This is a genomic window from Mitsuaria sp. GD03876, from assembly GCF_029840635.1.
Taxonomy (GTDB): domain Bacteria; phylum Pseudomonadota; class Gammaproteobacteria; order Burkholderiales; family Burkholderiaceae_C; genus Roseateles.
In genome coordinates this window covers 18,080-43,113 of sequence record NZ_JAOCCU010000042.1, presented here as the reverse complement: position 1 = coordinate 43,113, position 25,034 = coordinate 18,080, and the positions used below count along the sequence as shown (strand labels likewise).

The following is a 25,034-nucleotide window of genomic DNA, read 5'->3' as shown; positions in this document are numbered from 1 at the left end:
CGGACGCCCCGGTCGGGGCCGGGCCGGCGGGGTGCATGACGACGGTGCTCAGCGCACCATGTGCTCGACGGCGTCGGGCGAGTTGTGGCGGACGTCGGTGCCCTTGACCACGTAGATGATCACTTCGGCCAGGTTCTTGGCATGGTCGCCCACGCGCTCGATCGCCTTGGCGACGAACACCAGGTCGATCGACGACGAGATCGTGCGCGGGTCTTCCATCATGTAGGTGATGAGCTTGCGCATCAGGCCGTCGAACTCCTTGTCGATCTGGTCGTCGGCCTTGAGCACTTCCAGCGCGCGGTCCACGTCCAGGCGCGCGAACGCGTCCAGCGCCTTGCGCAGCTGCGCCGTGGCCAGCTCGGCCTCGTACGACAGGTCCGACATCGGCAGGCGCAGCCGGCTCGACACGCCGGTGTTGATCAGGCGCTGCACGGTGCGGGCGATGCGCGCGGCCTCGTCGCCGACGCGCTCGAGGTTGGCGATCGTCTTGGACACGGCGATCAGCAGGCGCAGGTCGCGGGCGGTGGGCTGGCGGCGGGCGATGATCGTCGACAGGTCGCGGTCGATCTCGACCTCCATCGTGTTGACGATCTCCTCCTGCTTGAGCACGTGGCTGGCGATGTCGCCGCTGAAGGTGCCCAGCGCCTCGACGGCCTGCGCCACCTGCGACTCCACCAGCCCGCCCATCTCGAGCACGCGGGTGGAGATGCCGCTGAGCTCAGCGTCGAATTGGGTGGAAAGATGCTTGTCGGTCATGGTGTGTGCTCCCCTGTGATCAGCCGAAACGACCGGTGATGTAGTCCTCGGTGTCCTTGCGCTTGGGCTTCATGAAGAGCTCCGCGGTCGGTCCGAATTCGATCAGGTCGCCCAGGTACATGTAGGCGGTGTAGTCCGAGCAGCGCGCGGCCTGCTGCATGTTGTGGGTCACGATCGCGACCGTGTAGTCATGCTTGAGCTCGTGGATCAGTTCCTCGATCTTGCCGGTGGAGATCGGGTCCAGCGCGGAGCACGGCTCGTCCAGCAGCAGGACCTCGGGCTTGATCGCGATGCCGCGCGCGATGCACAGGCGCTGCTGCTGGCCGCCGGACAGGCCCGAACCGCTCTGGTTGAGCTTGTCCTTGACCTCGTTCCACAGCGCGGCCTTCTTCAGCGCCCATTCCACGCGCTCGTCCATCTCGACGCGCGACAGCGTCTCGAACAGGCGCACGCCGAAGGCGATGTTGTCGTAGATCGACATCGGGAACGGCGTCGGCTTCTGGAACACCATGCCGACCTTGGCGCGGATCAGCGAGACGTCTTCCTTGCTGGTGAGGATGTCCTCGCCGTCCAGCAGGATCTGGCCTTCGGCGCGCTGTTCCGGATAGAGCTGGAACATGCGGTTCAGCGTGCGCAGCAGCGTGGACTTGCCGCAGCCCGAGGGACCGATGAACGCGGTCACCTTGTTCTCGGGGATGTCCAGGTTGATGTTCTTCAGCGCGTGGAAGCTGCCGTAGTAGAAGTTCAGGTTCTTCACCGAGAGCTTCGCCTTCTCGGTCACCGGCATGTCGACTTTGACGTCCATGTTGTTTCTCGATTCGTTGGATTCGTGGATCGGTAGCCGCGGCCCGCCGGGCCGCGGCGGTCAACCGGTCAATGCTTTTCCTTGAACAGCACGCGCGCCAGGATGTTCAGCACCAGCACGCCGATCGTGATGATGAAGACACCGGCCCAGGCGAGCTTCTGCCAGTTCTCGTAGGGGCTCATCGCGAACTTGAAGATCGTCACCGGCAGGCTGGCCATCGGGCTGCCCAGCGAGCTGGTCCAGAACTGGTTGGACAGCGCGGTGAAGAGCAGCGGCGCGGTCTCGCCGGAGATGCGGGCCAGGGCCAGCAGCACGCCGGTGATCACGCCGGCGCGGGCCGACTTCAGCGTGACGGTCATGATGACCTTCCACTTCGGCGTGCCCAGCGCGTAGGCGGCTTCGCGCAGCGCGTTGGGGATCAGGCTCAGCATGTTCTCGGTGGTGCGGATCACCACCGGGATCACGATCAGCGCCAGCGCCAGGATGCCGGCCAGCGCCGAGAACGACTTCATCCGCGTGACCACCACCGTGTAGATGAACAGCCCGACCACGATCGACGGCGCCGACAGCAGGATGTCGTTGATGAAGCGGACCACGGCGCCGAGCCAGGTCTTCTGGCCGTACTCGGCCAGGTAGACGCCGGCCAGCACGCCGATCGGGGTCCCCAGGCAGGTCGCCAGGCCGACCATCACCAGCGAGCCGTAGATCGCGTTGGCCAGGCCGCCGTCCTCGGACATCGGCGCGGGCGTCATCTGGGTGAAGGTCGCGATCGTCAGGCCGCCGATGCCCTGGACCAGCGTCTCCAGCAGGATCCAGATCAGCCAGACCAGGCCGAAGCCCATCGCGCCCAGCGACAGCGTCAGGGCGATGGTGTTGACACGCCGGCGCTTGTTGTACATCGCCAGGCGCTTGGCATTGGTGGCGCTCATGAGCGGGCTCCCTCGTTCTTCTTGAGCTTGTTGAGCAGGACCTTGGAGCACGCCAGCACCACGAAGGTGATGAAGAACAGGACCAGGCCCAGGTAGATCAGCGAGGCCTGGTGCAGGCCGGCGCCGGCTTCGGCGAACTCGTTGGCCAGCGCCGAGGTGATGCTGTTGGCGGCCTCGAAGACCGACAGCGAATTCAGCTGGTTCATGTTGCCGATCACGAAGGTGACGGCCATCGTCTCGCCCAGCGCGCGGCCCAGGCCCAGCATGATGCCGCCGACCACGCCGGTCTTGGTGTACGGCAGGACGACCTTCCAGACCACTTCCCAGGTCGTGGAGCCCAGGCCGTAGGCCGACTCCTTGAGCATCGCGGGCGTGACCTCGAACACGTCGCGCATCACCGAGGCGATGAACGGGATGATCATGATCGCCAGGATGATGCCGGCCGACAGGATGCCGATGCCCACCGGGGGACCGGACACCAGCGCGCCCAGGTAGGGCACGCCGCCCAGCAGCGACTGCAGCGGCTGCTGCACGTAGGTCGCCAGGATCGGGCCGAAGATCAGCAGGCCCCACATGCCGTAGACGATCGAGGGCACCGCGGCCAGCAGCTCGATGGCGATGCCCAGCGGGCGGCGCAGCCAGCCCGGGGAGAGTTCCGTCAGGAACAGCGCGATGCCGAAGCTCACCGGCACGGCGATCAGCAGCGCGATGAGCGAGGTCATCAACGTGCCGTAGATCATCACCAGCCCGCCGAACTTCTCCTGCACCGGATCCCAGTCCGCGGTGACCAGGAAGTTCAGGCCGAACTGCTTGATGGCCGGCGCGGCGCCGATGAGCAGCGAGCCGATGATGCCGGCCAGCAGCGCCAGCGTCAGCCACGCCGCACCGTGCGTCAGCACCGAGAACACCGTGTCGGCCCAGGGCGCGACGCGGCGGCGCTGCGGCGGACGGCCGTCCGGCTTGGCGCGCTCCTCGCCGCGGTCTCGGTCAATGGAATTGGCTGGAAGTATTGCGGCCACGGGGCCTCCGCTGGAGTGTTTGGAATCTCGGCGCGCCGCCCGCCTCCTCCGGTCGGTCGACGCGTCCTGCACGACGTCTGTGTCGCGGCGCGGTTCGTGCCCACGCCTGCGGTCTTGTGCGAAAGCCCGGGGACCGCGACGCGGTCACCGGGCCGTGCTCGTCAGGCGACGATCACTTGTAGCTGACAGCCTTGCCGGCGCTGTCCTTGACACCGGCCCACTGCTTGCGGACCAGGTCCTTGACGCTGGCGGGCAGCGGCACGTAGTCCAGCTCGTCGGCGACCTTGTCGCCCTGGGTGTAGGCCCAGTCGAAGAACTTCAGGGCGGCGGCGGCCTGGGCGGGCTTGTCCTGGGCGACGTGCATCAGGATGAAGGTCGCGCCGGTGATGGGCCAGCTGTCCTTGCCGGCCTGCTCGGTCAGCACCTGGTAGAACGATTGATCCCACTTGGCACCGGCGGCGGCGGCCTTGAAGGCGTCGTCGCTCGGGCTGACGAAGGCGCCGGAGGCGTTCTTCATCAGCACGTAGGTCATCTTGTTCTGCTTGGCGTAGGCGTATTCGACGTAGCCGATCGAGTTCGGCAGACGCGTCACGAAGGCGGACACGCCTTCGTTGCCCTTGCCGCCCGCGCCGGTGGGCCAGTTCACCGCCGTGCCTTCACCGACCTTTTCCTTCCACTCGGCGTTGACCTTGGACAGGTAGTTCGTGAACAGGAAGCTGGTGCCCGAACCGTCGGCGCGGCGGACCACGGCGATCGCGGCGTCCGGCAGCGCGACGCCCGGGTTCAGGGCGGCGATGGCGGGGTCGTTCCACTTCGTGACCTTGCCCAGGTAGATGTCGCCCAGGACCTTGCCGTCCAGCTTCAGCTGGCCGGCGTTCACGCCCTTGACGTTGATCACGGGCACGACGCCGCCGATCACGGTCGGGAACTGGACCAGGCCGTCCTTGGCCAGCTGGTCGTCCTTCAGGGGGGCGTCGGACGCGCCGAAGTCGACGGTCTTGGCCTGGATCTGCTTGATGCCGGCGCCGGAACCGACCGACTGGTAGTTGATGCGAACGCCGGTGGCCTTGTTGTAGGCATCGGCCCACTTGGCGTACACGGGTGCCGGGAACGAGGCACCCGCACCGGTCACCTCCTGAGCATGGGCCGCGGAGAACATCGCGGCGCAAGCGGCGAACAGCAGGCCAGCACGCAGTTGATTCATGGTCATTCAGTCCTATCGCTAGGGGTTGGTTGGCGAACGGAGCGGATGCTATGACCCCAATGTGACACATCCGTGACCATCGGCCGGAAGCGGAAAAATGTCGTTACGCACAGCGCCCCAGAGGAGAAACGGGGCTTGGCGCGGGGGTCGGCGACCATTGTCATATTCGATTCACCCCGTTGTCATCATCGGTGCCTAGCCTGCCGGACGTGCGGGAAAACCCTTTCAGCGACGATGACGCACCACGGCGGTGCGCATGGTTCGAAAGGATCAGCTTCCCAATCAGCCCCCGAAGAGCCGCGCTCGACGCGGCCGCGACCAATGCAATTCGGCCGCCGACGCTTGCGCGACGGCGGCCATTCTTTTGGTCCGGGAGGAATCAGGGGCGAGCCGGTCCGCGCGAAGCGGAGGGCGGCCCAGGAGGCGGGAGGCTCAGCCGCGGATGGCGTCGGCCAGGCGCTCGGCGCAGCGCTGCGCCAGGCCGGCGTCGCTGGCTTCCACCATGACGCGCAGCAGCGGCTCGGTGCCGGACTTGCGGATCAGCACGCGGCCGCGGTCGCCGAGCTCGGCCATGACCTCGGCCTCGGTCCGCGCGAGCGCCGGGTTGCTCTTCCAGTCCTGCTGGTCCGCCTGCAGGCGGACGTTGATCAGCGTCTGCGGGAACAGGGACACGCCGTCCAGCAGGTCGGCCAGGCGGCGGCCGCTGCGGCAGACGGCCTCGAGCACCAGCAGGCTGCTGACGATGCCGTCGCCGGTCGTGTGGCGGTCCAGCGCCAGCAGGTGGCCGGAGCCCTCCCCGCCCAGCTGCCAGCCGCGGGCGGCCAGTTCCTCGAGGACGTAGCGGTCCCCGACCTTGGCGCGGACGAACTCGACGTCCCGCTGGCGCAGCGCCAGCTCCACCGCCATGTTGGTCATCAGCGTGCCGACGGCGCCGGCCACGCGTTCGCCGCGCGCCAGGCGGTCGGCGACCATCACGTACAGCAGCTCGTCGCCGTTGTAGAGGCGGCCGTCGGCGTCGACCATCTGCAGCCGGTCGGCGTCGCCGTCGAGCGCGATGCCGTAGTCCGCCTGGTGCTCCCGCACCGCGGCGACGATCGCGTCGGGCGAGGTCGCGCCGACCTTGTCGTTGATGTTGAAGCCGTCGGGCTTGTTGCCGATGGTGATGACCTCGGCGCCCAGTTCATGGAACACCGACGGCGCCACCTGGTAGGCCGCGCCGTTGGCGGCGTCCACCACGAGCTTCATGCCGCGCAGGCTCAGGTCCCCGCTGAAGCTGGCCTTGCAGAACTCGATGTAGCGCCCCTGGGCGTCGTCCAGGCGGCGCGCGCGGCCCAGGCTCGCCGAGTCCACCCACACGGGCGGCTCTTCCAGGACGGCCTCGACGTCCAGTTCCCAGGCGTCCGGCAGCTTCTCGCCCTTGGACGAGAAGAACTTGATGCCGTTGTCGGCGAACGGGTTGTGCGACGCCGAGATCACCACGCCCAGATGCTGGCGCAGCGCGCGGGTCAGGTAGGCGACGCCCGGCGTCGGCAGCGGACCGGTCAGCAGCACGTTGACGCCGGCCGAGGCGAAACCGGCCTCGAGCGCCGATTCGAGCATGTAGCCGGAGATGCGGGTGTCCTTGCCGATGAGGACGCTGGGCTTGGCGTAGCTGCGCTTGAGCACGCGCCCGACGGCGTGCCCGAGGCGCAACATGAAATCGGGCGTGATGGGCGTGCGGCCCACGGTCCCGCGGATTCCGTCGGTCCCGAAATACTTCCGGCTCATTGAGGCGACCTCCTGCGACTTCTCAATCTTCAATCCGCGGATTGTCGCCGATGCCGATGCCCGCTCTTCCCGCCGGCGGCCGGTGCGCGCCGCGGGGCCCGCGAACGGAGGGGTCGGACCGGACGCCGCCGGGGCGGGCGGGCCTCAGGCGCGAGGCGCGCAGAACGCCTGCCAGACCTTGAGCGCGTCGACGGTGGCGGCGACATCGTGCACGCGCACCACGCGCGCGCCGAGCGCCACCGAGGCCAGGGCCGCGCCGACGCTGGCCGGCATGCGCTCGTCGACGGCCTTGCCAGTGAGCGCGCCCAGCGTCGACTTGCGCGACCAGCCGATCAGCAGCGGACGTCCCAGGGCCAGCAGCTCGCGCTGGCGCCGCTGCAGTTCCACGTTCTGCTCGACCGTCTTGGCGAAGCCGTAACCGGGGTCCAGCGTGATCCGCTCGGCCGCCACGCCGGCCTGGACCAGGTGCCGCATCCGCTCGCCCAGGAAGTCGGCGACCTCGGTCACGACATCGTCGTAGTCGGTCAGCTGCTGCATGCCGGCGGGTTGCCCCCGCATGTGCATCAGACAGACGCCGGCACTGCCGTGCTCGGCCAACAGCGTGTCCGCGCCGGCGTCGCGCAGGGCCTGCACGTCGTTGATGATGTCGACGCCCAGGTCCAGCGCCCGCCGCATCACCTCGGTCTTGCAGGTGTCGACGGAGACCGGGATGCCGAAGTTCAACGCTGCCCGCAGCACCGGCTCCAGCCGGCGCCATTCCTCGTCGGCATCGAGCCGCGGAGCGCCGGGGCGTGTCGATTCGCCGCCCAGGTCCAGGATGTCGACGCCTTCGCCGAGCAGGCGCGCGCAGTAATCGATGGCGCGGGGCGCGTCGTCATGCAGGCCGCCGTCGGAGAACGAATCGGGCGTCACGTTGACGATGCCCATGACCAGCGGCCGCTCCGCCAGATCGAGGTCGAAGCGGGTGGTTTTCCAGATCGAAGCAGCAGTCATGGGCGGGTGAGTGTCGGGCGCGCGGCGTTGCGCTCGAATGCGAAAGAAGGGCTGATCTCTCGATCAGCCCTTCTGAGGGTCAGCGTTCAGGCGGCCTTCGGACGCCTGGCGCGCCAGCCTGTCAGGCCGCCGCCGGCGCGCTGCCGGTGTTGACCGCCGGCGTGCCGCCGCTGTCCGACTTGTTGGTCGGCGGCGCCCAGTCCTTCGGGGGACGCGGGGGGCGGCCGTCCATGATGTCGTCGATCTGGTCGGCGTCGATGGTTTCCCACTCGAGCAGCGCCGTCGCCATCGCGTGCATCTTGTCCTTGTTGCCTTCGATCAGGTCGCGCGCGGTCGTGTACTGCTCGTCGATGATCTTGCGGATCTCCTGGTCGACCTTGCGCATCGTCTCTTCCGACATGTTGGTCGTCTTCGTGACCGAGCGGCCCAGGAAGACTTCACCCTCGTTGTCGGCGTAGACCATCGGGCCCAGCTCGTCGGTCATGCCATAGCGCGTGACCATGTCGCGGGCGATCGCCGTGGCGCGCTCGAAGTCGTTGCTGGCGCCGGTCGTCATCTGGTTCATGAAGACTTCTTCAGCAATCCGACCGCCGAACAACACCGAGATCGTCGACAGCATGCGTTCCTTGTCCATGCTGTAGCGGTCGCCTTCGGGCAACTGCATCGTCACGCCCAGCGCGCGGCCGCGCGGGATCACCGTCACCTTGTGGACCGGATCGGTCTTGGGCAGCAGGCGGGCCACCAGCGCGTGGCCGGCCTCGTGGTACGCGGTGTTCTTGCGCTCTTCCTCGGGCATGACCATGGACTTCCGCTCGGGGCCCATCATGATCTTGTCCTTGGCCTTCTCGAAGTCCTGCATGTCGACCACGCGGCCGTTGCGGCGGGCGGCGAACAGGGCGGCCTCGTTGACCAGGTTGGCCAGGTCGGCGCCCGAGAAGCCGGGGGTGCCGCGCGCCAGGATGTCGGCGCGGACGTCCTGGCCGACCGGGACCTTGCGCATGTGGACGTTCAGGATCTGCTCGCGGCCACGCACGTCGGGCAGCGTCACGTACACCTGACGGTCGAAGCGGCCCGGACGCAGCAGCGCCGGATCCAGGATGTCCGGACGGTTGGTCGCGGCCATCACGATGACGCCCAGGTTGGTGTCGAAGCCGTCCATCTCGACCAGCATCTGGTTGAGGGTCTGCTCGCGCTCGTCGTTGCCGCCGCCGAGGCCGGCGCCGCGATGGCGGCCGACCGCGTCGATTTCGTCGACGAAGATGATGCAGGGCGCGCTCTTCTTGGCCTGCTCGAACATGTCACGGACGCGCGCCGCGCCGACGCCGACGAACATCTCGACGAAGTCCGAACCGGAGATCGTGAAGAACGGCACCTTCGCCTCGCCGGCGATGGCCTTGGCCAGCAGCGTCTTGCCGGTGCCCGGAGGGCCGACCAGCAGCACGCCGCGCGGGATCCGGCCGCCGAGCTTCTGGAACTTCTGCGGGTCCTTCAGGAAGTCGACGAGTTCCTTGACCTCTTCCTTGGCCTCGTCGCATCCGGCGACGTCGGCGAAGGTCGTGGTGTTGTTGGCCTCGTCGAGCATGCGCGCCTTGGACTTGCCGAAGCTGAACGCGCCGCCCTTGCCGCCGCCCTGCATCTGGCGCATGAAGTACACCCAGACGGCGATCAGCAGCAGCATCGGGCCCCAGCTGAGCAGGATGCTCATCAGGACCGACGGCTCCTCGCGGGGCTTGGCGTCGAACTTGACGTTGTTGTTGATCAGGTCACCGATCAGGCCGCGATCCATGTACGGCGCGGTCGTGCGCAGCTTGTTGCCATCGCTGGTCTGGGCCACGATCTCGGTGCCCGCCGGGGTTTCCTGCAGGGTGACCTGCTTGATGCGCTTGGCACGGACTTCCTCGAGGAAGTCAGAGTAGACGATCGGATTCCCCTGGGTTGCGCTGCGATCGAACTGCTTGAAGACGGTGAACAGCACCAAGGCGATCACCATCCACACAGCCACTTTCGAGAACCACTGATTGTTCACCGCGACTCCTTTGTCATTCCATCACCGCGCGCCCTATACAGCCTTGGGCAGCGGACTTTCACGGCATATGGGGCGGATTCTAGGCCAGTCAAGTCCCCAGACTTGATTGGCATTCCCATACGCGACGATAGATATTGCCATCTCCGCCCCATCGAGACCGGCGGAAGCGGACCTGAACTCGACGCCTGATCGCCCGTTCAGTCGATATGGAACGCCGTCAGGCCTTCTTCAAGCCGATGCCGACGAGGAAGTTTTCCGACGACCGTTCCCGCGACGCCTTCGGCTTGCTGGTCTTGACCTTCCTGAACTTGTCCCGGAACGCGTGCACCAGCTGGTCGTAGCCGCTGCCGTGGAAGACCTTGGCAACCAGCGCGCCTTCGGGCTTCAGGTGTTGTTGGGAGAAATCGAGCGCCAGTTCGATCAGGTGCTCCATGCGGGCCGCGTCCGTGCTCTCGATGCCGGACAGGTTCGGCGCCATGTCCGAGACCACCAGGTCGACCTTGGCGCCGCCCAGCGTGGCCTCGAGCTGGGCCAGCACCGCGTCCTCGCGGAAATCGCCCTGGATGAACTCGACGCCCTCGATCGCCTCGAAGTCGAGCAGGTCCAGCGCGATGATCCGGCCGTTCAGCTGCCCGACCGCGGCGCCGCCGGCGCCCGCCTCCTTGGGCGCGAAGCGCCGGCGCAGGTACTGGCTCCAGGCGCCGGGCGAGGCGCCGAGGTCCACCACGACCTGGCCGGGGCGGATCAACTGGAATTCCTCGTCGATTTCCTTGAGCTTGTAGGCGGCGCGGGAGCGATAGCCCTCTTTCTGGGCCAATTTCACGTAGGGATCGTTGACGTGGTTGTTGAGCCACGCCTTGTTGACCTTCTTGCTTTTGGTATCGACTTTCATTGCACGGATAAGAACCTGGACGCCTTGTTTCGTTCATCGAACGGGCCAGGCGGGGGCCTCGAAGGGCGCAGCGCGCCGCGAACGGCACCATATCACCACCAGCGCCGGCAGCCTCGTCCGCCCATGCGCCAAGGGGGCGGCAAGGGTTAGTTCTGATTAATTAGTGCAGCGCGCGAACTAACATCCCTTCCCAAGCCGCCCCCTTGGACAGATCGTCCCCTGCGAGACGACCGCGGCAAGGAGACAAAAGGAATGTCGACTCTCACCAGGCGCGGCGCGGTCCGCGCGGCGCTCGCGTCGGTCGCGGGCGCCGGCGCCGGATTGGCCGTCGCCGCGCCCGCCGCCTCGCCGGCCCGCGCGCCGGCAGCAGCGCCCGCGTTCGGCCGGGGCCGCGAGGGCCAGCGCAAGGCCGACCTCGGCGACGGCACCTACCGCAACCCGATCGTGCCCGGGGACCGCCCCGACCCGACACTGCTCAAGGACGGCAGCGACTACTACCTGACCTTTTCCTCGTTCACCTCCTACCCGGGCGCGGTGATCTGGCACTCGACGGACCTGGTGAACTGGGCCCCGATCACCGCCGCGCTGCGCCAGCCGATCGGCGCGGTCTGGGCGATGGACCTCGTCAAGCACGCGGGCCGTTACTTCCTCTACATCCCGGCGATGCGGGACGACGGCTCCCGGATCTACGTCATCCACGCCGACCACATCCGCGGCCCCTGGAGCGACCCCGTCGACCTGGGCCTGACCGGCTGCATCGATCCGGGCCACGCGGTCGGCGAGGACGGCCACCGCTACCTGTTCGTCAACGGCGTGCGGCGCATCCGCCTCAGCGACGACGGCCTGTCCACCGTCGGCCAGCTCGAGCCCGCCTACACGCCGTGGCAATACCCCAAGGACTGGGTCGTCGAGATGTTCGCGCCGGAGGGGCCGAAGGTGTTCCGCCGCGGCGAGTGGTTCTACCTGATCGCCGCCGTCGGCGGCACCTCGGGCCCGCCGACCAGCCACATGGTCACGCTGGCGCGCTCGCGCTCCATCCACGGTCCCTGGGAGGACTGCCCCCACAACCCGATCGTGCGCACGCAAAGCGCCGACGAACCCTGGTGGTCCCGCGGCCATGCCAGCGTCGTCGAGGGCCCGGCCGGCGACTGGTGGATGGTCTATCACGGCTACGAGAACGGCATGCGCACGCTGGGCCGGCAGACCTTGCTGGAGCCGGTCGAGTGGACCCGCGACGGCTGGCTGAAGGCCCGCGGCGGCACGCTCGCCCGCGCCTTGCCAAAGCCCCGGGGCGGCACGCCCTCCCCGGCCGGCGCCGACCTGTCCGACGACTTCAGCCGCGACCGCATGGGCCTCCAGTGGTCGCTGTTCGCGCCCGACGCGAAGGACCCGCCGCGCGTCGCGCTGCAGGGACGCAGCCTGGTGCTCCAGGCCAAGGGCACGACGCTGGCGGACTGCTCGCCGCTGACCTGCCTGGTCGGCGACCGCAGCTATGAAGCGAGCGTCGAACTCGAGATCGGCGGCGACGCCCACGGCGGCCTGGCGCTGTTCTACGACGGCCGCGGCTTCGCCGGCATCGGCGCCAGCGCGCGCGAGATGCTCACCTACAACTACGGCCAGGAGATCGCCTGGATGCGGCAGCCGCTGCCCGCCCAGGCCGGTCCGCGCGTGTTGCACCTGCGGCTGGTGAACCGCGAGAACGTCGTCACCTTCCACACCTCGCCCGACGGCCAGGCCTGGACGCAGCATCCCTGGCAGATGGAGGTCTCGGGCTTCCATCACAACGTCTTCGGCGGCTTCCTGAGCCTGAAGCTCGCGCTGTTCAGCGCGGGCCGGGGCGAGGTGCGCTTCCGCCGCTTCCGCTATCGCGGCCTGCCGGCCTGAACGCCGGCCCCCCCTGGAACCCCTCATGCCGACTTCCCTTCCGACCTTCCGTCCCGCCGCGTTGACAGCGTTGACGGCGCTCGCGACCGCGCTGCTGCTGGCGCCCGTCGCGTCCTGGTCCGCCGGACCGGCCGCGCCGGCGCCCCGCGCCATCGACATCGACCTGCGCCAGGCCGCCGGCCCGGTGGACCGCGGCTTCGACTACGCCGTCGGCGCCGACTTCCCCGGCACGCTGATCCGCGACGACAGCCAGGCGCAGCTCAAGACCGCCGTCGACGAGCTGGGCTTCCGCACGATCCGCTTCCACGCGATCTTCCACGACGCGCTGAAGACGGTGACCAAGGACGCCGACGGCCGCCTGAAGTTCGACTTCAGCCGCATCGACACGCTCTACGACGCGCTGCTGGCCAAGGGCATCAAGCCCTTCGTGGAGCTCGGCTTCACGCCGGAGGCGATGGCCAGCTCGCCGCAGACCATCTTCTACTGGAAGGGCAACACCTCGCACCCGCAGGCGGAGCCCTGGGTCGCGCTGGTCGACGCCTTCGCCCGCCACCTGATCGCGCGCTACGGCGCCGAGGAGGTGCGACGCTGGCCCTTCGAGGTCTGGAACGAGCCCAACCTCGACGGCTTCTGGGAACGCGCCGACCAGGCCGCCTACTTCGCGCTCTACGCCCGCAGCGCCCGCGCGCTCAAGGCGGTCGACCCGCGGCTCCAGGTCGGCGGTCCGTCGACGGCCGGCGCGGCCTGGGTCGTGCCCTTCCTGGCCTATTGCAAGGACCAGGGCGTGCCGGTCGACTTCGTCACCACGCACACCTACGGCGTCGAGGGCGGTTTCCTCGACGAGTTCGGCCAGGACGACAACAAGCTGTCGCGCTCGCCGGACGCGATCGTCGGCGACGTGACGCGCGTGCGCGCCGAGATCCAGGCCTCGCCCTTCCCCGGCCTGCCGCTCTACATCACCGAGTGGAGCACCAGCTACAACCCGCGCGACCCGGTCCACGACGCCTACCTCAGCGCGCCCTACATCCTGGAGAAGCTGCGCCGCACGCGCGGCCTCGCGCAGGCGATGAGCTACTGGACCTACAGCGACCTGTTCGAGGAGGCCGGTCCGCCGCCCGCGCCCTTCCATGGCGGCTTCGGCCTGCTGACGCGCGAGGGCGTGCGCAAGCCCGCCTTCTTCGCCTACAAGTACCTGAAGCAGCTGCGCGGCCGCGGGATCCCGCTGACCGACGACGGTGCGCTCGCCGCGGTCGACGGCGGCCAGGTCGCCGCGTTGGTCTGGGACTGGCGGCTGCCGGACCAGGCGACCAGCAACCGCCCCTACTTCGGCGAGGTGCGCCCGGCCGCGAAGCTCGCGCCGGCGACGCTGCGCTGGCAGGGCCTGGCCCCCGGCGTCTACACGCTGCGCCAGTACCGCGTCGGCTTCGAGGCCAACGACGCCTACACGGCCTGGCTGAAGCTGGGCAAGCCCGGCACGCTGACCGCCGACCAGCTCGCATCGCTGCAGACGCTGACCGCCGACAAGCCGCAGCGCGAGCGCAGCGTGCGCATCGGCCGCGACGGGCGGCACCGCGAGACGGTGCCGATGCGCTCGCACGACGTGGTGCTGGTCACGCTCGAGCCGGCCGCGCGCTGACCGGCCGCGACCGGCCGAAGCGCCGACCTGGATTCGACAAGACAACGAGAAGGACCCCCAATGAAGTTCACCGACGGGCAATGGCTGCTGCAGCCGGGCGTCACGGCGCATTACGCGACCGAGACCTATGCCGTGGACGTGCACGACGACCGCGTCGTGCTGCTGGTCACCACCCGCCCCATCAAGCACCGCGGCGACACGCTGCAGGGCCCGACGCTGACGGTGACGCTGCGTTCGCCGCTGCCCGGCGTGATCCGCGTCAGCGTCGAGCACTTCAGCGCCTCGCAGCCGCCGCGGCTGCACGTGCCGATGGTCGGCGCGACCTCGCCCGCGCTCCAGGTCGTCGAGACCGACCAGCTCGTGACGATCACCTCCGGCCCGCTGTCGGTCGACGTGAAGAAGGGCGAAGGCTACGGCCTGATCTTCCGCGAGGGCGACAAGGTGCTCACCCGCAGCGACTGGCGCTCGCTCGGCTACCTGCAGGCCGCCGGCAAGGCCAACTACGTCCATGAGCAGCTGACGCTGGCGGTGGGCGAGTACGTCTACGGCCTGGGCGAGCGCTTCACGCCCTGGGTCAAGAACGGCCAGGCCGTGGAGAACACCAACAAGGACGGCGGCACCGCCTGCGAGCAGGCCTACAAGAGCGTGCCCTTCTACCTGAGCAGCCGCGGCTACGGCGTGCTGGTCAACGAGGCGGGCCCGGTCTCCTTCGAGGTCGCGTCGGAGAAGACCTCGCGCGTGCAGTTCAGCCGCGAGGGCGAGACGCTGGACTACTGCGTCGTCGCCGGCCCGACGCCCAAGGCCGCCGTCGCGCGCCTGACCGAGCTGACCGGCCGCGCGCCGCTGCCGCCGGCCTGGACCTTCGGCCTGTGGATGACGACCTCGTTCACGACGCAGTACGACGAGGCCACCGCCACCCACTTCATCGACGAGATGGCGCGCCGCGAGCTGCCGCTCAGCGTCTTCCACTTCGACTGCTTCTGGATGCGCGAGTTCCAGTGGTGCGACTTCGAATGGGACCGCCGCGGCTTCCCCGACCCCGAGGGCATGCTCGCGCGGCTGCGCGCCAAGGGCCTGAAGATCAGCCTGTGGATCAACCCCTACGTCGCGCAGCGCTCGCCGCTGTTCGCCGAGGGCGTGCGCGAGGGCTACTTCATCAAGCGCGCCAACGGCCTGACCTGGCAGACCGACCTCTGGCAGCCCGGCATGGCGATCGTGGACTTCACCAACCCGGCCGCCAAGGCCTGGTACCAGGGCCACCTGCGCCGGCTGCTGGCGATGGGCGTGGACTGCTTCAAGACCGACTTCGGCGAGCGCATCCCCGACCAGGGCGTCGTCTACTTCGACGGCGCCGATCCGGTGGAGATGCACAACCTCTACGCGCTGCAGTACAACGAGGCGGTCTTCGAGCTGCTGCAAGAGGTCCAGGGCGACGAGGCCGTGGTCTTCGCGCGCTCGACCTACGCGTCGGGCCAGCGCTTCCCGGTGCACTGGGGCGGCGACTGCTGGTCCAACTTCGAGTCGATGGCCGAGAGCCTGCGCGGCGGCCTGTCGCTGACCGCCTGCGGCTTCGCGTTCTGGAGCCACGACATCGGCGGCTTCGAGGGCAACCCGCCGCCGGCCGTCTACAAGCGCTGGATCCAGTTCGGGCTGCTGTCCTCGCACAGCCGGCTGCACGGCAGCAGCTTCTACCGCGTGCCCTGGCTGGTCGACGAGGAGAGCTGCGTGGTGCTGCAACGCTTCACGCGGTTGAAGCACCAGCTGATGCCCTACCTCTACGCGACCGCGATCGCGGCGACCGAGACCGGCGTGCCGATGATGCGCGCGCCGGTCCTGGAGTTCCCGGACGACCCGGCCTGCGCGACGCTGGACCGCCAGTACCACCTCGGCGACGCGCTGCTGGTGGCGCCGGTGTTCAGCGACGGCGGCGAGGTCGACGTCTACCTGCCGGCCGGCCGCTGGACCCAGTTGCTCAGCGGCGAGGTCGTCGAGGGCGGCCGCTGGCGACGCGAGACGCACGACTTCATGAGCCTGCCGCTCTATGTCGCGCCCAACACCGTGCTGCCCTGGGGCCTGGAGACCGAACGCCCCGACTACGACTACGCGCGCGGCGTGGTGCTGCGCGTGTTCGCGCTGGACGACGGCGCGAGCGCGGCCTTCGCCGTCGCGTCGCCCGACGGCACGATCGCGGCGCGCGGCACGGTGAGCCGCTCGGGCGCCGAGTACCGCGTCGAGATCGCCGAGGGCGCGCTGCTCGACTGGATGCTCGAGGTCGACGGCGAGCGCAGCCCCGCGCAGGCCGGCAAGACGCTGAGCTGGAAGGGCCGCTGATGCGCACCCGGACCGTGGCCATGCTGGCCAGCCTCGCGATCGTCGCCGTCGGCGCGACCGCCGCCTATGCGCAGCAGGCGCCGCGCGAGGCCCGCATCGAGTTGAACCAGCTCGGCTACCTGCCGGCATCGGCCAAGCGGGCCACGGTGCCCGCGGTCGCGGCCCCGCGCTTCCAGCTCGTCGACGCCGAGACCGGACGAGCGGCCTGGACCGGCGCGCTCGGGCCCGCCGCGTCCTGGGCGCCGGCGAAGCGCCGGGTCCGCATCGCCGACTTCAGCGCGCTGACACGGCCCGGCACCTACCGGCTGCGGGTCGCCGGCCTGCCCGATTCCGATCCGTTCACGATCGGCGCCAGCCGCTACGACGCGCTGGCCGCCGGCGCGATCCGCGCCTTCTACTTCAATCGCGCCGGCATCGCCCTGACGCCGGAGCTGGCCGGCCCCTACGCGCGGCCAGCCGGGCATCCCGACACGCGGGTGCTGATCCACGCCTCGGCCGCCGGCCCGAAGCGCCAGGCCGGCGACGTCATCGGCAGCCCCAAGGGCTGGTATGACGCCGGCGACTACAACAAGTACGTCGTCAACTCCGGCATCTCGGTCTACACGCTGCTGGCCGCCTACGAGCAGATGCCCGAGCGCCTGCGCGCGCTCAAGGTCGGCCTGCCCGAGAGCGGCGACGGCCTGCCCGACGTGCTCAACGAGGCGCTGTGGAACCTCGACTGGATGCTGACCATGCAGGATCCGGACGATGGCGGCGTCTATCACAAGCTCACCAACCCGAGCTTCGACGGCGTCGTGATGCCGGACGCGGCGACGGCCTCCGGCGACCGCGTCGTCGTGCAGAAGAGCACCGCCGCGACGCTGGACTTCGCCGCGGTGATGGCCGTCGGCAGCCGGGTGTTCAAGGACTTCGAGCAGCAGCGCCCGGGACTGTCCGCGCGCATGCTGGCCGCCGCGCGCTCGGCCTGGACCTGGGCGCAGGCGCATCCCGACGCGATCTACCGCCAGCCGCCGGACATCCATACCGGCGACTACGGCGACGCGACGCTGGACGACGAGTTCGCCTGGGCCGCCGCCGAGCTCTACATCGCCACCGGCGACGACGCCTTCCACGCCGCGATGCAACCGGCCCGCACCGCGATGACGGTGCCGTCCTGGGGCGACGTGCGCGGCCTGGCCTGGATGTCGCTGGCCACGCACCGCGAGCGCCTGACCCCGGCCGCCGACCGCGCGCTGATCGAGCGCCGCCTCCGCGGCCTGGCCGACGCGCTGGTGGCCAAGGGCAAGGCCTCGGCCTGGGGCGTCGCGCTCGACGCGAAGGACTTCGGCTGGGGCAGCAACTCGACCGCGCTCAACGAGGCCATGGTGCTGCTGCAGGCCGACCGGCTCGACACCGCGCGTCCGGGCGCCAGGCCGTCCGCGCCGCGGCCCTACCGCCAGGCCGCGCAGGCGCTGTTCGACTACGTGCTGGGCCGCAACCCGCTGGGGATGTCGATGGTGACGGGCTTCGGCGCGCGCTCGCCGATGCATCCGCATCACCGCCCGTCCGAGGCCGACGGCGTGGACGCGCCGGTGCCGGGTTTCCTCGTCGGCGGCGCCAACGCGGGCCAGCAGGACCTCAAGGGCTGCCCGGTGCCCTACCCGTCCGGGGTCCCGGCGCTGTCCTACCTCGACCACTTCTGCAGCTACGCCAGCAACGAGGTCGCGATCAACTGGAACGCGCCGCTGGTCTATGTATCGGTGGCGCTGGGCCGATAACCGCCGGCCTTCGACCGATACCCAAACTGAGATCGACAAGCGCGCCGCCCCGCAGTAAAAACGCCCCGCGTTCATAAATCATTCAGGAGACAAAAATGTTTCATACAGGTTTGAAGCGCCGCGCATCGATCGTCAAGACGCTGCTGATCGCCGGCGGCGCCACGCTGGGCCTGCTGTGCGGGGCCGCGCGCGCCGAGGACAAGGGCCTGGTCGGCATCGCGATGCCGACCAAGAGCTCGGCGCGCTGGATCGCCGACGGCGACAACATGGTCAAGGCCTTCCAGGCCAAGGGCTACAAGACCGACCTGCAGTACGCCGAGGACGACATCCCCAACCAGCTCGCGCAGATCGAGAACCTGATCACCCGCAAGGTCAAGGTGCTGGTGATCGCGTCGATCGACGGCTCGACGCTGTCGCCGGTGCTGCAGAAGGCGGCGGACCGCGGCATCAAGGTCGTCGCCTACGACCGGCTCATCAAGGGCACGAAGAACGTCGACTACTACGTCACCTTCGACAACTTCCAGGTCGGCGTGATGCAGGCGCAGAGCCTGGTGGACAAGCTGGGCCTGGCGCAGGGCAAGGGACCGTTCAACCTGGAGCTGTTCGGCGGCTCGCCGGACGACAACAACGCCACCTTCTTCTACGACGGCGCGATGTCGGTGCTCAAGCCCTACATCGACAGCGGCAAGCTGGTGGTGCGCAGCAAGCAGTTCGGCATGGCCAAGGTCGGCACGCTGCGCTGGGACGCGGCCACGGCGCAGGCCCGCATGGACAACCTGCTGTCGGCCTTCTACGGCAAGGAGCGGCTGCACGCGGTGCTGTCGCCGTATGACGGCATCAGCATCGGCATCCTGTCCTCGCTCAAGGGCGCGGGCTACTGCACCGCCAAGCTGCCCTGCCCGGTCGTGTCCGGCCAGGACGCGGAGCTGCCGTCGGTCAAGTCCATCCTCAAGCACGAGCAGGCCAGCACCGTGTTCAAGGACACGCGCCAGCTCGCGCAGGCCGCCGCCGCGGTCACCGACGAGATGCTGGCCGGCAAGACGCCCGCGGCGATCAACGACACCAAGACCTACAACAACGGCGTGAAGGTGGTGCCCAGCGTGCTGCTCAAGCCGGTCTCGGTCGACGCCGCCAACGCCAGGCCGGTGCTGGTGGACAGCGGCTACTACAAGGACACGCAGCTGCGCTGAGCCGCGAGGGACCGCAGCCATGAACGCGATTCCCGAACACGGCGCGGGCGCCGGCCCGCTGCTGGAACTGCGCGGCATCACCAAGCGCTTCCACGGCGTCGCCGCCCTGGAGGACGTGCGGCTGAGCGTGCGCGCCGGCGAGATCCACGCGCTGTGCGGCGAGAACGGCGCCGGCAAGTCGACGCTGATGAAGGTGGTGTCGGGCGTCTACCCGCACCCCGGCCACGGCGGCGACTACGGCGGCGAGCTGCGCTTCGACGGCGAGGAACGGCGCTTCGCCGGCATCGCCGACAGCGAGCGGCTGGGCATCATCATCATTCACCAGGAGCTGGCGCTGGTGCCGCAGCTCTCCATCGCGGAGAACCTGTTCCTGTGCCACGAGCCGTCGCGCCTGGGCGTCATCGACCGCGTGGAGATGCATCGCCGCGCGGTCGAGCTGCTGGCGCGGGTCGGCCTGCGCGCCTCGCCGCAGACGCCGGTCGGCGAGCTCGGCGTCGGCCAGCAGCAGCTGGTGGAGATCGCCAAGGCGCTGGCCAAGCGGGTCCAGCTGCTGATCCTGGACGAGCCCACCGCCAGCCTCAACGAGTCCGACAGCGACGCGCTGCTCGCGCTGCTGATGGAGCTGCGCGCGCAGGGCATCGCCTGCATCCTGATCTCGCACAAGCTCAAGGAGGTCACGCGCGTGGCCGACGGGCTGACGGTGCTGCGCGACGGCCGCTCGATCCTGAGCCTGGACTGCGCGGACGAGCCGATCAGCGAGTCGCGCATCATCCAGGCGATGGTGGGCCGCGACCTGGCGGACCGCTACCCGCGGCGCACGCCGCGGATCGGCGACGTGCTGTTCGAGCTCCGCGACTGGCGCGCCCAGCATCCGGCGCAGGCGGGCCGCGAGGTCGTCAAGGGCGTGGACCTGTCGGTGCGCCGCGGCGAGATCGTCGGCATCGCCGGACTGATGGGCGCGGGCCGGACCGAGCTCGCGATGAGCGTCTTCGGCCGCAGCTACGGCCGGCGCATCAGCGGCAGCGCCTGGATGGACGGCCGGGAGGTCGACGTGTCCACCGTGCCCAAGGCGATCGCCGCGGGCCTGGCCTACGTGACGGAGGACCGCAAGTCGCTGGGCCTGCTGCTGGACGAGTCGATCGCGGTCAACACCTCGCTGGCGAACCTGCGCGGGGTCTCGCGCGCCGGCGTGCTGGACGACGCGCGCGAGCACCAGGTCGCGCAGGACTACCGCCGGCGGCTGGCCACCCGCTGCGCGGGCGTCGACCAGCGCGCGATGCACCTGTCCGGCGGCAACCAGCAGAAGGTGGTGCTGGCCAAGTGGCTGTTCTCGGAGCCGCGGTTGCTGATCCTCGACGAGCCGACCCGCGGCATCGACGTCGGCGCCAAGTTCGAGATCTACAGCCTGATCGCCGGGCTGGCCGAGCAGGGCCGCGGGATCCTGCTGATCTCGTCGGAGATGCCCGAGTTGCTGGGCCTGTGCGACCGGCTGTACGTCATGAATGAAGGCCGGCTGGTGGCGGAGTTCCCCGCCGCCGGCACCACCCAGGAAATGATCATGGGCGCCATCGTCGGCGCCGGAGAGACCGCGCATGTCTGAACCGATCGCGGCGGGCGGCACGCCATCCGCCCGCCCTTCCTCGTCCCCGGCCGCGACGCCCGCCGGCATCGGCCACTTCCTCAAGCGCCACCTGCGCGACTACGGCATGTTGCTGTCGCTGGTGGCCATCATGGGACTGTTCCAGTACCTGACCGACGGCACGCTGCTCGAGCCGCTGAACCTCACCAACCTGGTCCTGCAGAACAGCTACATCGTCATCATGGCGCTGGGCATGCTGCTGGTGATCGTGGCCGGGCACATCGACCTGTCGGTGGGCTCGGTGTGCGGCTTCATCGGCGCGCTGGCGGCGGTGCTGATGGTCCAGCACGACTGGGGCGCGCTGCCGGCCGGGCTGGTGTGCCTGCTGGCCGGCGCCGCGATCGGCGCGGCGCAGGGCTGGTTCGTCGCCTACCTCGGCATCCCGTCCTTCATCGTCACGCTGGCCGGCATGCTGGTGTTCAAGGGGCTGGCGCTGGCGCTGCTGCAGGGGCAGTCGCTCGGGCCCTTCCCCGACGCCTTCCAGGCGCTGAGCGCCGGTTTCCTGCCCGAGCTCTTCGGCCAGGAGGATCCGCGCCCAACGACGCTGGGCCTGGGCCTGCTGCTGAGCACGGCGGCGGTGGCCGTGGCCTGGCGGCATCGCGCCGCGGCGCTGCGGCACGGCATGGAGACCGAACCCGGTCCGGTGTTCTGGCTGCGCCAGGCGCTGCTGGTCGGCGCGGTGCTGGCGATGAGCTGGCTGATGGCCTCGTACAAGGGCCTGCCGACGGTGATGGTGGTGATGGTGGCGCTGACGCTGCTCTACGACTTCGTCGCCGGGCGGACGACGCTGGGACGGCGCGTCTACGCGGTCGGCGGCAACGAGAAGGCGGCGCGCCTGTCGGGCGTGCGCACGCAGCGCATTGCCTTCCTCACCTTCGTCAACATGGGCGCGCTGGCGGCGCTGGCCGGGCTGGTCTTCGCGGCGCGGCTCAACACGGCGACGCCCAAGGCGGGACTGGGCTTCGAGCTCGACGTGATCGCCGCGTGCTTCGTCGGCGGCGCGTCGGCCTCGGGCGGCGTCGGCAAGATCATGGGCGCGGTCATCGGCGCGTTCGTGATGGGCGTGATGAACAACGGCATGTCCATCCTCGGCGTGGGCATCGACTACCAGCAGGTCATCAAGGGATTGGTGCTGCTCGCGGCCGTGTTCATCGACGTCTACAACAAGCGCAAGTAGTCGACGGCGGGCGCGGGCCCTGCCCGCTCCACCCCCCTCACCCCCGCCCTCTCCCGCAGTGCGGGAGAGGGAGCAATGCCGGAAGACGGCGGAGCGTGAGAAGGCATTCGGGCTCTAGGTGTTTTCCTCCTATTTATTAGTTCAGCGCCCCAACTAATATCACTGTCACGGATGCGCGATGCCGCGCACACCGTTCACGACAAGACAAACAGGAGACGACGCGCATGCAACCCGACGCCAGCGGTGGCCAACAGCTGTTGAAGTCCATCAACCGAATGGCCCTGGTCCGTCACCTGTGCGCGCATCCCGGCCTGTCGCGCGCCGACCTCGCCAACGATGTCGGCCTGACGAAATCCACGATCACCAGCCTCGTGCGCGAGCTCATCGCCGAAGGCTGGCTGATGGAGAGCAGCGTCGTCGCCACAGGCGACCTGGGCCGCCGCCCCACCCCGCTGTTCATCAGCCCGGACCGGCTGCTGTTGCTGGGCGCCGAGGTCGGCATCGACGGCGTGCGCGTGGTCGCGACCTCGCTGACCGGCGAGGTGCGCGCCCGCGCCGTCTCCGCCTACGGCGCGAGCCGCAGCGCCAAGGCCTGCATGGGCGTGCTCGCCACCGTGCTGCTGAAGGTGCGCGCGCAGCTCGACCCGTCGCAACGGATCATCGGCATCGGCGTGGGCCTGCCCGGCGGCGTCGACGAGGAACGCGGCGTGCTGAACTTCGCGCCCAACCTCGGCTGGCACGACCTGGCCGTCGGCCAGCTGCTCACCGAGAAGCTCGACGGCGGCCCGCTCTCCGGCATCCCGCTGTACCTCCAGAACGAAGCCGACGTCGCCGCGCTGGGCGAGATGGAGTTCAACGCCGGCTCGCCCGCCGACCCGCTGCTCTACGTCTCGATCAACCAGGGCGTGGGCGCGGGCGTGATCGTCGGCGACCGGCTGCTGACCGGCGCGCGCGGTTTCGCCGGCGAGGTCGGCCACATGGTGCTGCAGATCGACGGCCCGCTGTGCTCCTGCGGCCGCCGCGGCTGCGCCGAGGCGCTGATCGGCATGCGCGCGATGCTGCGCCCGGACGAGGCCGCCGAGCTCGGCCCGCATTCGCTGCCCGACATCCGCGGCCGCCTGATCGACGGCGACCGCCGGACCGCCAAGACGGTGGAGTCCGCCGGCCGCTACCTCGGCGTGCTGCTGCAGAACCTGGCGACCGCCTACGACCCCGCCTGCATCGTGCTCGGCGGCAGCGTGGTGGAACTGGGCGACGCCTTCCTCGAGCCCGCGCTGACGACGCTCAACGACTACGCCTCGGCCGCGGGCCTGGCGCCGACGCCGATCCGCACCTCGCGCTTCGGCGCCGACGCGGTCGCCGCCGGCGCCGCGGCGCTGGCGCGCTACCGCGTCACCCGCCCGCAGCTGCCGCTGGCCGGCGGCGCGCGCGCCAACACCGCCGCGTCGGCCGACGAGGGCCAGGACGAGGAGGCCGCGCTGTGAGCCAGGCCGGCACCTTCCTGGGCATCGACCTCGGCACCTCCGAGGTCAAGCTGCTGCTGATCGACGGCGAGGGCGCCGTCGTGGGCCGCGCCGCCTCGCCGCTGACGGTGTCGCGACCCCGCCCGCTGTGGTCCGAGCAGGATCCCGCCGACTGGGCCGCCGCGATGACGAACGCCGTCGCGCAGCTGCGCGCGGCCGCGCCGCAGGCGTTCTCGCGGCTGCGCGGCATCGGCCTGTCGGGCCAGATGCACGGCGCCGTGCTGCTGGACGCGCAGGACCGCGTGCTGCGCCCCGCCATCCTCTGGAACGACGGCCGCAGCCACGCCGAATGCGAGGCGCTCACCGCCGCCGCGCCGCGCCTGCACGAGATCGCCGGCAACCTCGCGATGCCCGGTTTCACCGCGCCGAAGCTGCTGTGGGTGCGCGCGCACGAGCCAGAGCTCTTCGACCGCGTCCGCACCGTGCTGCTGCCCAAGGACCACCTGCGGCTGCTGCTGACCGGCGACAAGGTCAGCGACCCGTCCGACGCCGCCGGCACGCTGTGGCTGGACGTGGCGCGCCGCGACTGGTCCGACGAGCTGCTCGCCGCCACCGGCCTGACGCGCGCCCACATGCCGCGCCTGGTCGAGAGCAACGCGCCGTCCGGCGTGCTGCGCGCCGAACTGGCGGCCGCCTGGGGCGTGGCCGACGACGTCGTCGTGGCCGGCGGCGCGGGCGACAACGCCGCCAGCGCCATCGGCATCGGCGCCACCGCGCCGGGCGCCGGTTTCGTGTCCATGGGCACCTCGGGCGTGCTGTTCGTCGTCAACGACCGCTTCCGCCCGAACCCCGCGTCGGCCGTGCACGCGTTCTGCCACGCGCTGCCCCGGCGCTGGCACCAGATGAGCGTGATGCTCACCGCGGCCAGCGCGCTGCGCTGGTTCTGCCAGCTCGGCGGCACGACCGAGGCCGCGCTGCTCGAGGAGATCGAGGCGCTGCCGCCCGAGGACCTCGCCGCCGCGCCGCTGTTCCTGCCCTACCTCGCCGGCGAGCGCACGCCCCACAACGACCCGTTCGCGACCGGCGCCTTCCACGGCCTGACGCACGAGACGCGCCGCGCGCATGCCGGCTACGCGGTGCTGGAGGGCGTCGCCTTCGGCATGGCCGACGGCCTGGCCGCGCTGCGCGCCGCGGGCACCGCGGTGGACCGCCTCTCGATCGTCGGCGGCGGCGCGCGCAGCGGCTTCTGGGCGCAGCTGATGGCGAACGCGCTCGGCGTCGAGATCCTCCGCCACGCCGATGCCGACGCGGGCGGCGCGCTGGGCGCCGCGCGGCTGGGCCGCATGGCCGCCGGCGCGGGCATCGACGAGTCCTGCCCGCCCCCACCGATCACCGATCGACACACGCCCTCGCCCGCGCGGCAGGCCGTGCTCGCCCGACGGCTCGCCGTCTTCCGCGCCTCGTACGCGCCGCTGCGCGCGCTGCCGCCGATCCGGCCCTGAGCGCCCGACCCGCGTCGCCCGGCCCCCAAAAGGGCCTGGCGCCGGCCCCTGCCACGCCTCGACT

General features: G+C 69.9%; 18 protein-coding genes. 9 read left to right on the top strand and 9 right to left on the bottom strand.

The genetic code is table 11. From position 1 onward, the window contains the following. Positions 1-48 precede the first annotated feature (48 nt). From phoU to N5D62_RS22105, 9 genes are all read right to left on the bottom strand, one after another. Positions 49-756 carry a phosphate signaling complex protein PhoU gene (gene phoU, locus N5D62_RS22145; RefSeq protein WP_279760059.1) on the bottom strand — a complete coding sequence of 236 codons (708 nt, stop codon included), beginning with the start codon at positions 754-756 and terminating at the stop codon, positions 49-51. Positions 757-775: 19 nt separating this feature from the next. Then, the gene (gene pstB, locus N5D62_RS22140; protein ID WP_067270340.1) at positions 776-1,561 is read right to left on the bottom strand and encodes a phosphate ABC transporter ATP-binding protein PstB; all 786 of its coding nucleotides are present in this window, start codon (positions 1,559-1,561) and stop codon (positions 776-778) included. Positions 1,562-1,629: 68 nt separating this feature from the next. After that, positions 1,630-2,490: a phosphate ABC transporter permease PstA gene (gene pstA, locus N5D62_RS22135; RefSeq protein ID WP_279760058.1), complete on the bottom strand. Its 861-nt coding sequence runs from the start codon at positions 2,488-2,490 to the stop codon at positions 1,630-1,632. After that, on the bottom strand, positions 2,487-3,398 hold the full coding sequence (gene pstC / locus N5D62_RS22130; RefSeq protein ID WP_279760068.1) for a phosphate ABC transporter permease subunit PstC: 912 nt from the start codon (positions 3,396-3,398) through the stop codon (positions 2,487-2,489). The genes pstA and pstC overlap by 4 nt, the downstream gene beginning before the upstream one ends. A gap of 283 nt (positions 3,399-3,681) precedes the next feature. Continuing rightward, complete coding sequence (gene pstS, locus N5D62_RS22125) at positions 3,682-4,668, bottom strand: phosphate ABC transporter substrate-binding protein PstS (protein ID WP_279760067.1); 987 nt, start codon at positions 4,666-4,668, stop codon at positions 3,682-3,684. Positions 4,669-5,145: 477 nt separating this feature from the next. Next, positions 5,146-6,480 (bottom strand): phosphoglucosamine mutase, encoded by a 1,335-nt coding sequence (glmM, locus tag N5D62_RS22120; RefSeq protein WP_279760057.1) that lies wholly within the window; start codon positions 6,478-6,480, stop codon positions 5,146-5,148. Between the two features lie 144 nt (positions 6,481-6,624). Then, positions 6,625-7,473: a dihydropteroate synthase gene (gene folP / locus N5D62_RS22115; RefSeq protein ID WP_279760056.1), complete on the bottom strand. Its 849-nt coding sequence runs from the start codon at positions 7,471-7,473 to the stop codon at positions 6,625-6,627. A 121-nt stretch (positions 7,474-7,594) separates the two neighbouring features. After that, positions 7,595-9,499 carry an ATP-dependent zinc metalloprotease FtsH gene (gene ftsH, locus N5D62_RS22110; protein ID WP_279760055.1) on the bottom strand — a complete coding sequence of 635 codons (1,905 nt, stop codon included), beginning with the start codon at positions 9,497-9,499 and terminating at the stop codon, positions 7,595-7,597. Positions 9,500-9,716: 217 nt separating this feature from the next. Continuing rightward, positions 9,717-10,391, bottom strand: coding sequence for an RlmE family RNA methyltransferase (locus tag N5D62_RS22105; protein WP_279760054.1), 675 nt, complete (start codon positions 10,389-10,391; stop codon positions 9,717-9,719). A 252-nt stretch (positions 10,392-10,643) separates the two neighbouring features. Between N5D62_RS22105 and N5D62_RS22100 the strand changes: the two genes are divergently transcribed. The 9 genes from N5D62_RS22100 (at position 10,644) to xylB (ending at position 24,970) form a co-directional block, all read left to right on the top strand. Next, positions 10,644-12,275 carry a family 43 glycosylhydrolase gene (locus tag N5D62_RS22100; protein ID WP_279760053.1) on the top strand — a complete coding sequence of 544 codons (1,632 nt, stop codon included), beginning with the start codon at positions 10,644-10,646 and terminating at the stop codon, positions 12,273-12,275. A 25-nt stretch (positions 12,276-12,300) separates the two neighbouring features. Continuing rightward, complete coding sequence (locus N5D62_RS22095) at positions 12,301-13,911, top strand: cellulase family glycosylhydrolase (RefSeq protein WP_279760052.1); 1,611 nt, start codon at positions 12,301-12,303, stop codon at positions 13,909-13,911. A gap of 60 nt (positions 13,912-13,971) precedes the next feature. Further along, positions 13,972-16,242, top strand: coding sequence for an alpha-xylosidase (gene yicI, locus N5D62_RS22090; RefSeq protein ID WP_279760051.1), 2,271 nt, complete (start codon positions 13,972-13,974; stop codon positions 16,240-16,242). After that, positions 16,242-17,999, top strand: coding sequence for a glycoside hydrolase family 9 protein (locus N5D62_RS22085; RefSeq protein ID WP_279760050.1), 1,758 nt, complete (start codon positions 16,242-16,244; stop codon positions 17,997-17,999). The genes yicI and N5D62_RS22085 overlap by 1 nt, the downstream gene beginning before the upstream one ends. A gap of 128 nt (positions 18,000-18,127) precedes the next feature. Continuing rightward, entirely contained in the window at positions 18,128-19,189 is a 1,062-nt protein-coding gene (gene chvE / locus N5D62_RS22080; RefSeq protein WP_279760066.1) for a multiple monosaccharide ABC transporter substrate-binding protein, read from the top strand. A 19-nt stretch (positions 19,190-19,208) separates the two neighbouring features. Continuing rightward, positions 19,209-20,789 (top strand): sugar ABC transporter ATP-binding protein, encoded by a 1,581-nt coding sequence (locus N5D62_RS22075; protein ID WP_279760049.1) that lies wholly within the window; start codon positions 19,209-19,211, stop codon positions 20,787-20,789. Further along, entirely contained in the window at positions 20,782-22,005 is a 1,224-nt protein-coding gene (mmsB, locus tag N5D62_RS22070) for a multiple monosaccharide ABC transporter permease (protein ID WP_279760048.1), read from the top strand. Before N5D62_RS22075 ends, mmsB begins: the two co-directional genes overlap by 8 nt. Positions 22,006-22,229: 224 nt before the next feature. Then, a complete protein-coding gene (locus tag N5D62_RS22065) occupies positions 22,230-23,489 on the top strand; it encodes an ROK family transcriptional regulator (protein ID WP_279760047.1) in 1,260 nt (419 codons plus the stop codon). Then, a complete protein-coding gene (xylB, locus tag N5D62_RS22060; RefSeq protein WP_279760046.1) occupies positions 23,486-24,970 on the top strand; it encodes a xylulokinase in 1,485 nt (494 codons plus the stop codon). The genes N5D62_RS22065 and xylB overlap by 4 nt, the downstream gene beginning before the upstream one ends. Positions 24,971-25,034: the final 64 nt, after the last annotated feature.

What these genes read in the sequence shown, in the direction of transcription:
- N5D62_RS22065 (WP_279760047.1), top strand. Translation starts at nt 22,230, where the DNA reads ATGCAACCCGACGCCAGCGGTGGCCAACAGCTGTTGAAGTCCATCAAC.
- N5D62_RS22075 (WP_279760049.1), top strand. Translation starts at nt 19,209, where the DNA reads ATGAACGCGATTCCCGAACACGGCGCGGGCGCCGGCCCGCTGCTGGAA.
- pstA (WP_279760058.1), bottom strand. Translation starts at nt 2,490, where the DNA reads ATGAGCGCCACCAATGCCAAGCGCCTGGCGATGTACAACAAGCGCCGG.
- N5D62_RS22105 (WP_279760054.1), bottom strand. Translation starts at nt 10,391, where the DNA reads ATGAAAGTCGATACCAAAAGCAAGAAGGTCAACAAGGCGTGGCTCAAC.
- yicI (WP_279760051.1), top strand. Translation starts at nt 13,972, where the DNA reads ATGAAGTTCACCGACGGGCAATGGCTGCTGCAGCCGGGCGTCACGGCG.
- mmsB (WP_279760048.1), top strand. Translation starts at nt 20,782, where the DNA reads ATGTCTGAACCGATCGCGGCGGGCGGCACGCCATCCGCCCGCCCTTCC.
- N5D62_RS22100 (WP_279760053.1), top strand. Translation starts at nt 10,644, where the DNA reads ATGTCGACTCTCACCAGGCGCGGCGCGGTCCGCGCGGCGCTCGCGTCG.
- glmM (WP_279760057.1), bottom strand. Translation starts at nt 6,480, where the DNA reads ATGAGCCGGAAGTATTTCGGGACCGACGGAATCCGCGGGACCGTGGGC.
- folP (WP_279760056.1), bottom strand. Translation starts at nt 7,473, where the DNA reads ATGACTGCTGCTTCGATCTGGAAAACCACCCGCTTCGACCTCGATCTG.
- pstS (WP_279760067.1), bottom strand. Translation starts at nt 4,668, where the DNA reads ATGTTCTCCGCGGCCCATGCTCAGGAGGTGACCGGTGCGGGTGCCTCG.
- N5D62_RS22095 (WP_279760052.1), top strand. Translation starts at nt 12,301, where the DNA reads ATGCCGACTTCCCTTCCGACCTTCCGTCCCGCCGCGTTGACAGCGTTG.
- pstB (WP_067270340.1), bottom strand. Translation starts at nt 1,561, where the DNA reads ATGGACGTCAAAGTCGACATGCCGGTGACCGAGAAGGCGAAGCTCTCG.
- N5D62_RS22085 (WP_279760050.1), top strand. Translation starts at nt 16,242, where the DNA reads ATGCGCACCCGGACCGTGGCCATGCTGGCCAGCCTCGCGATCGTCGCC.
- phoU (WP_279760059.1), bottom strand. Translation starts at nt 756, where the DNA reads ATGACCGACAAGCATCTTTCCACCCAATTCGACGCTGAGCTCAGCGGC.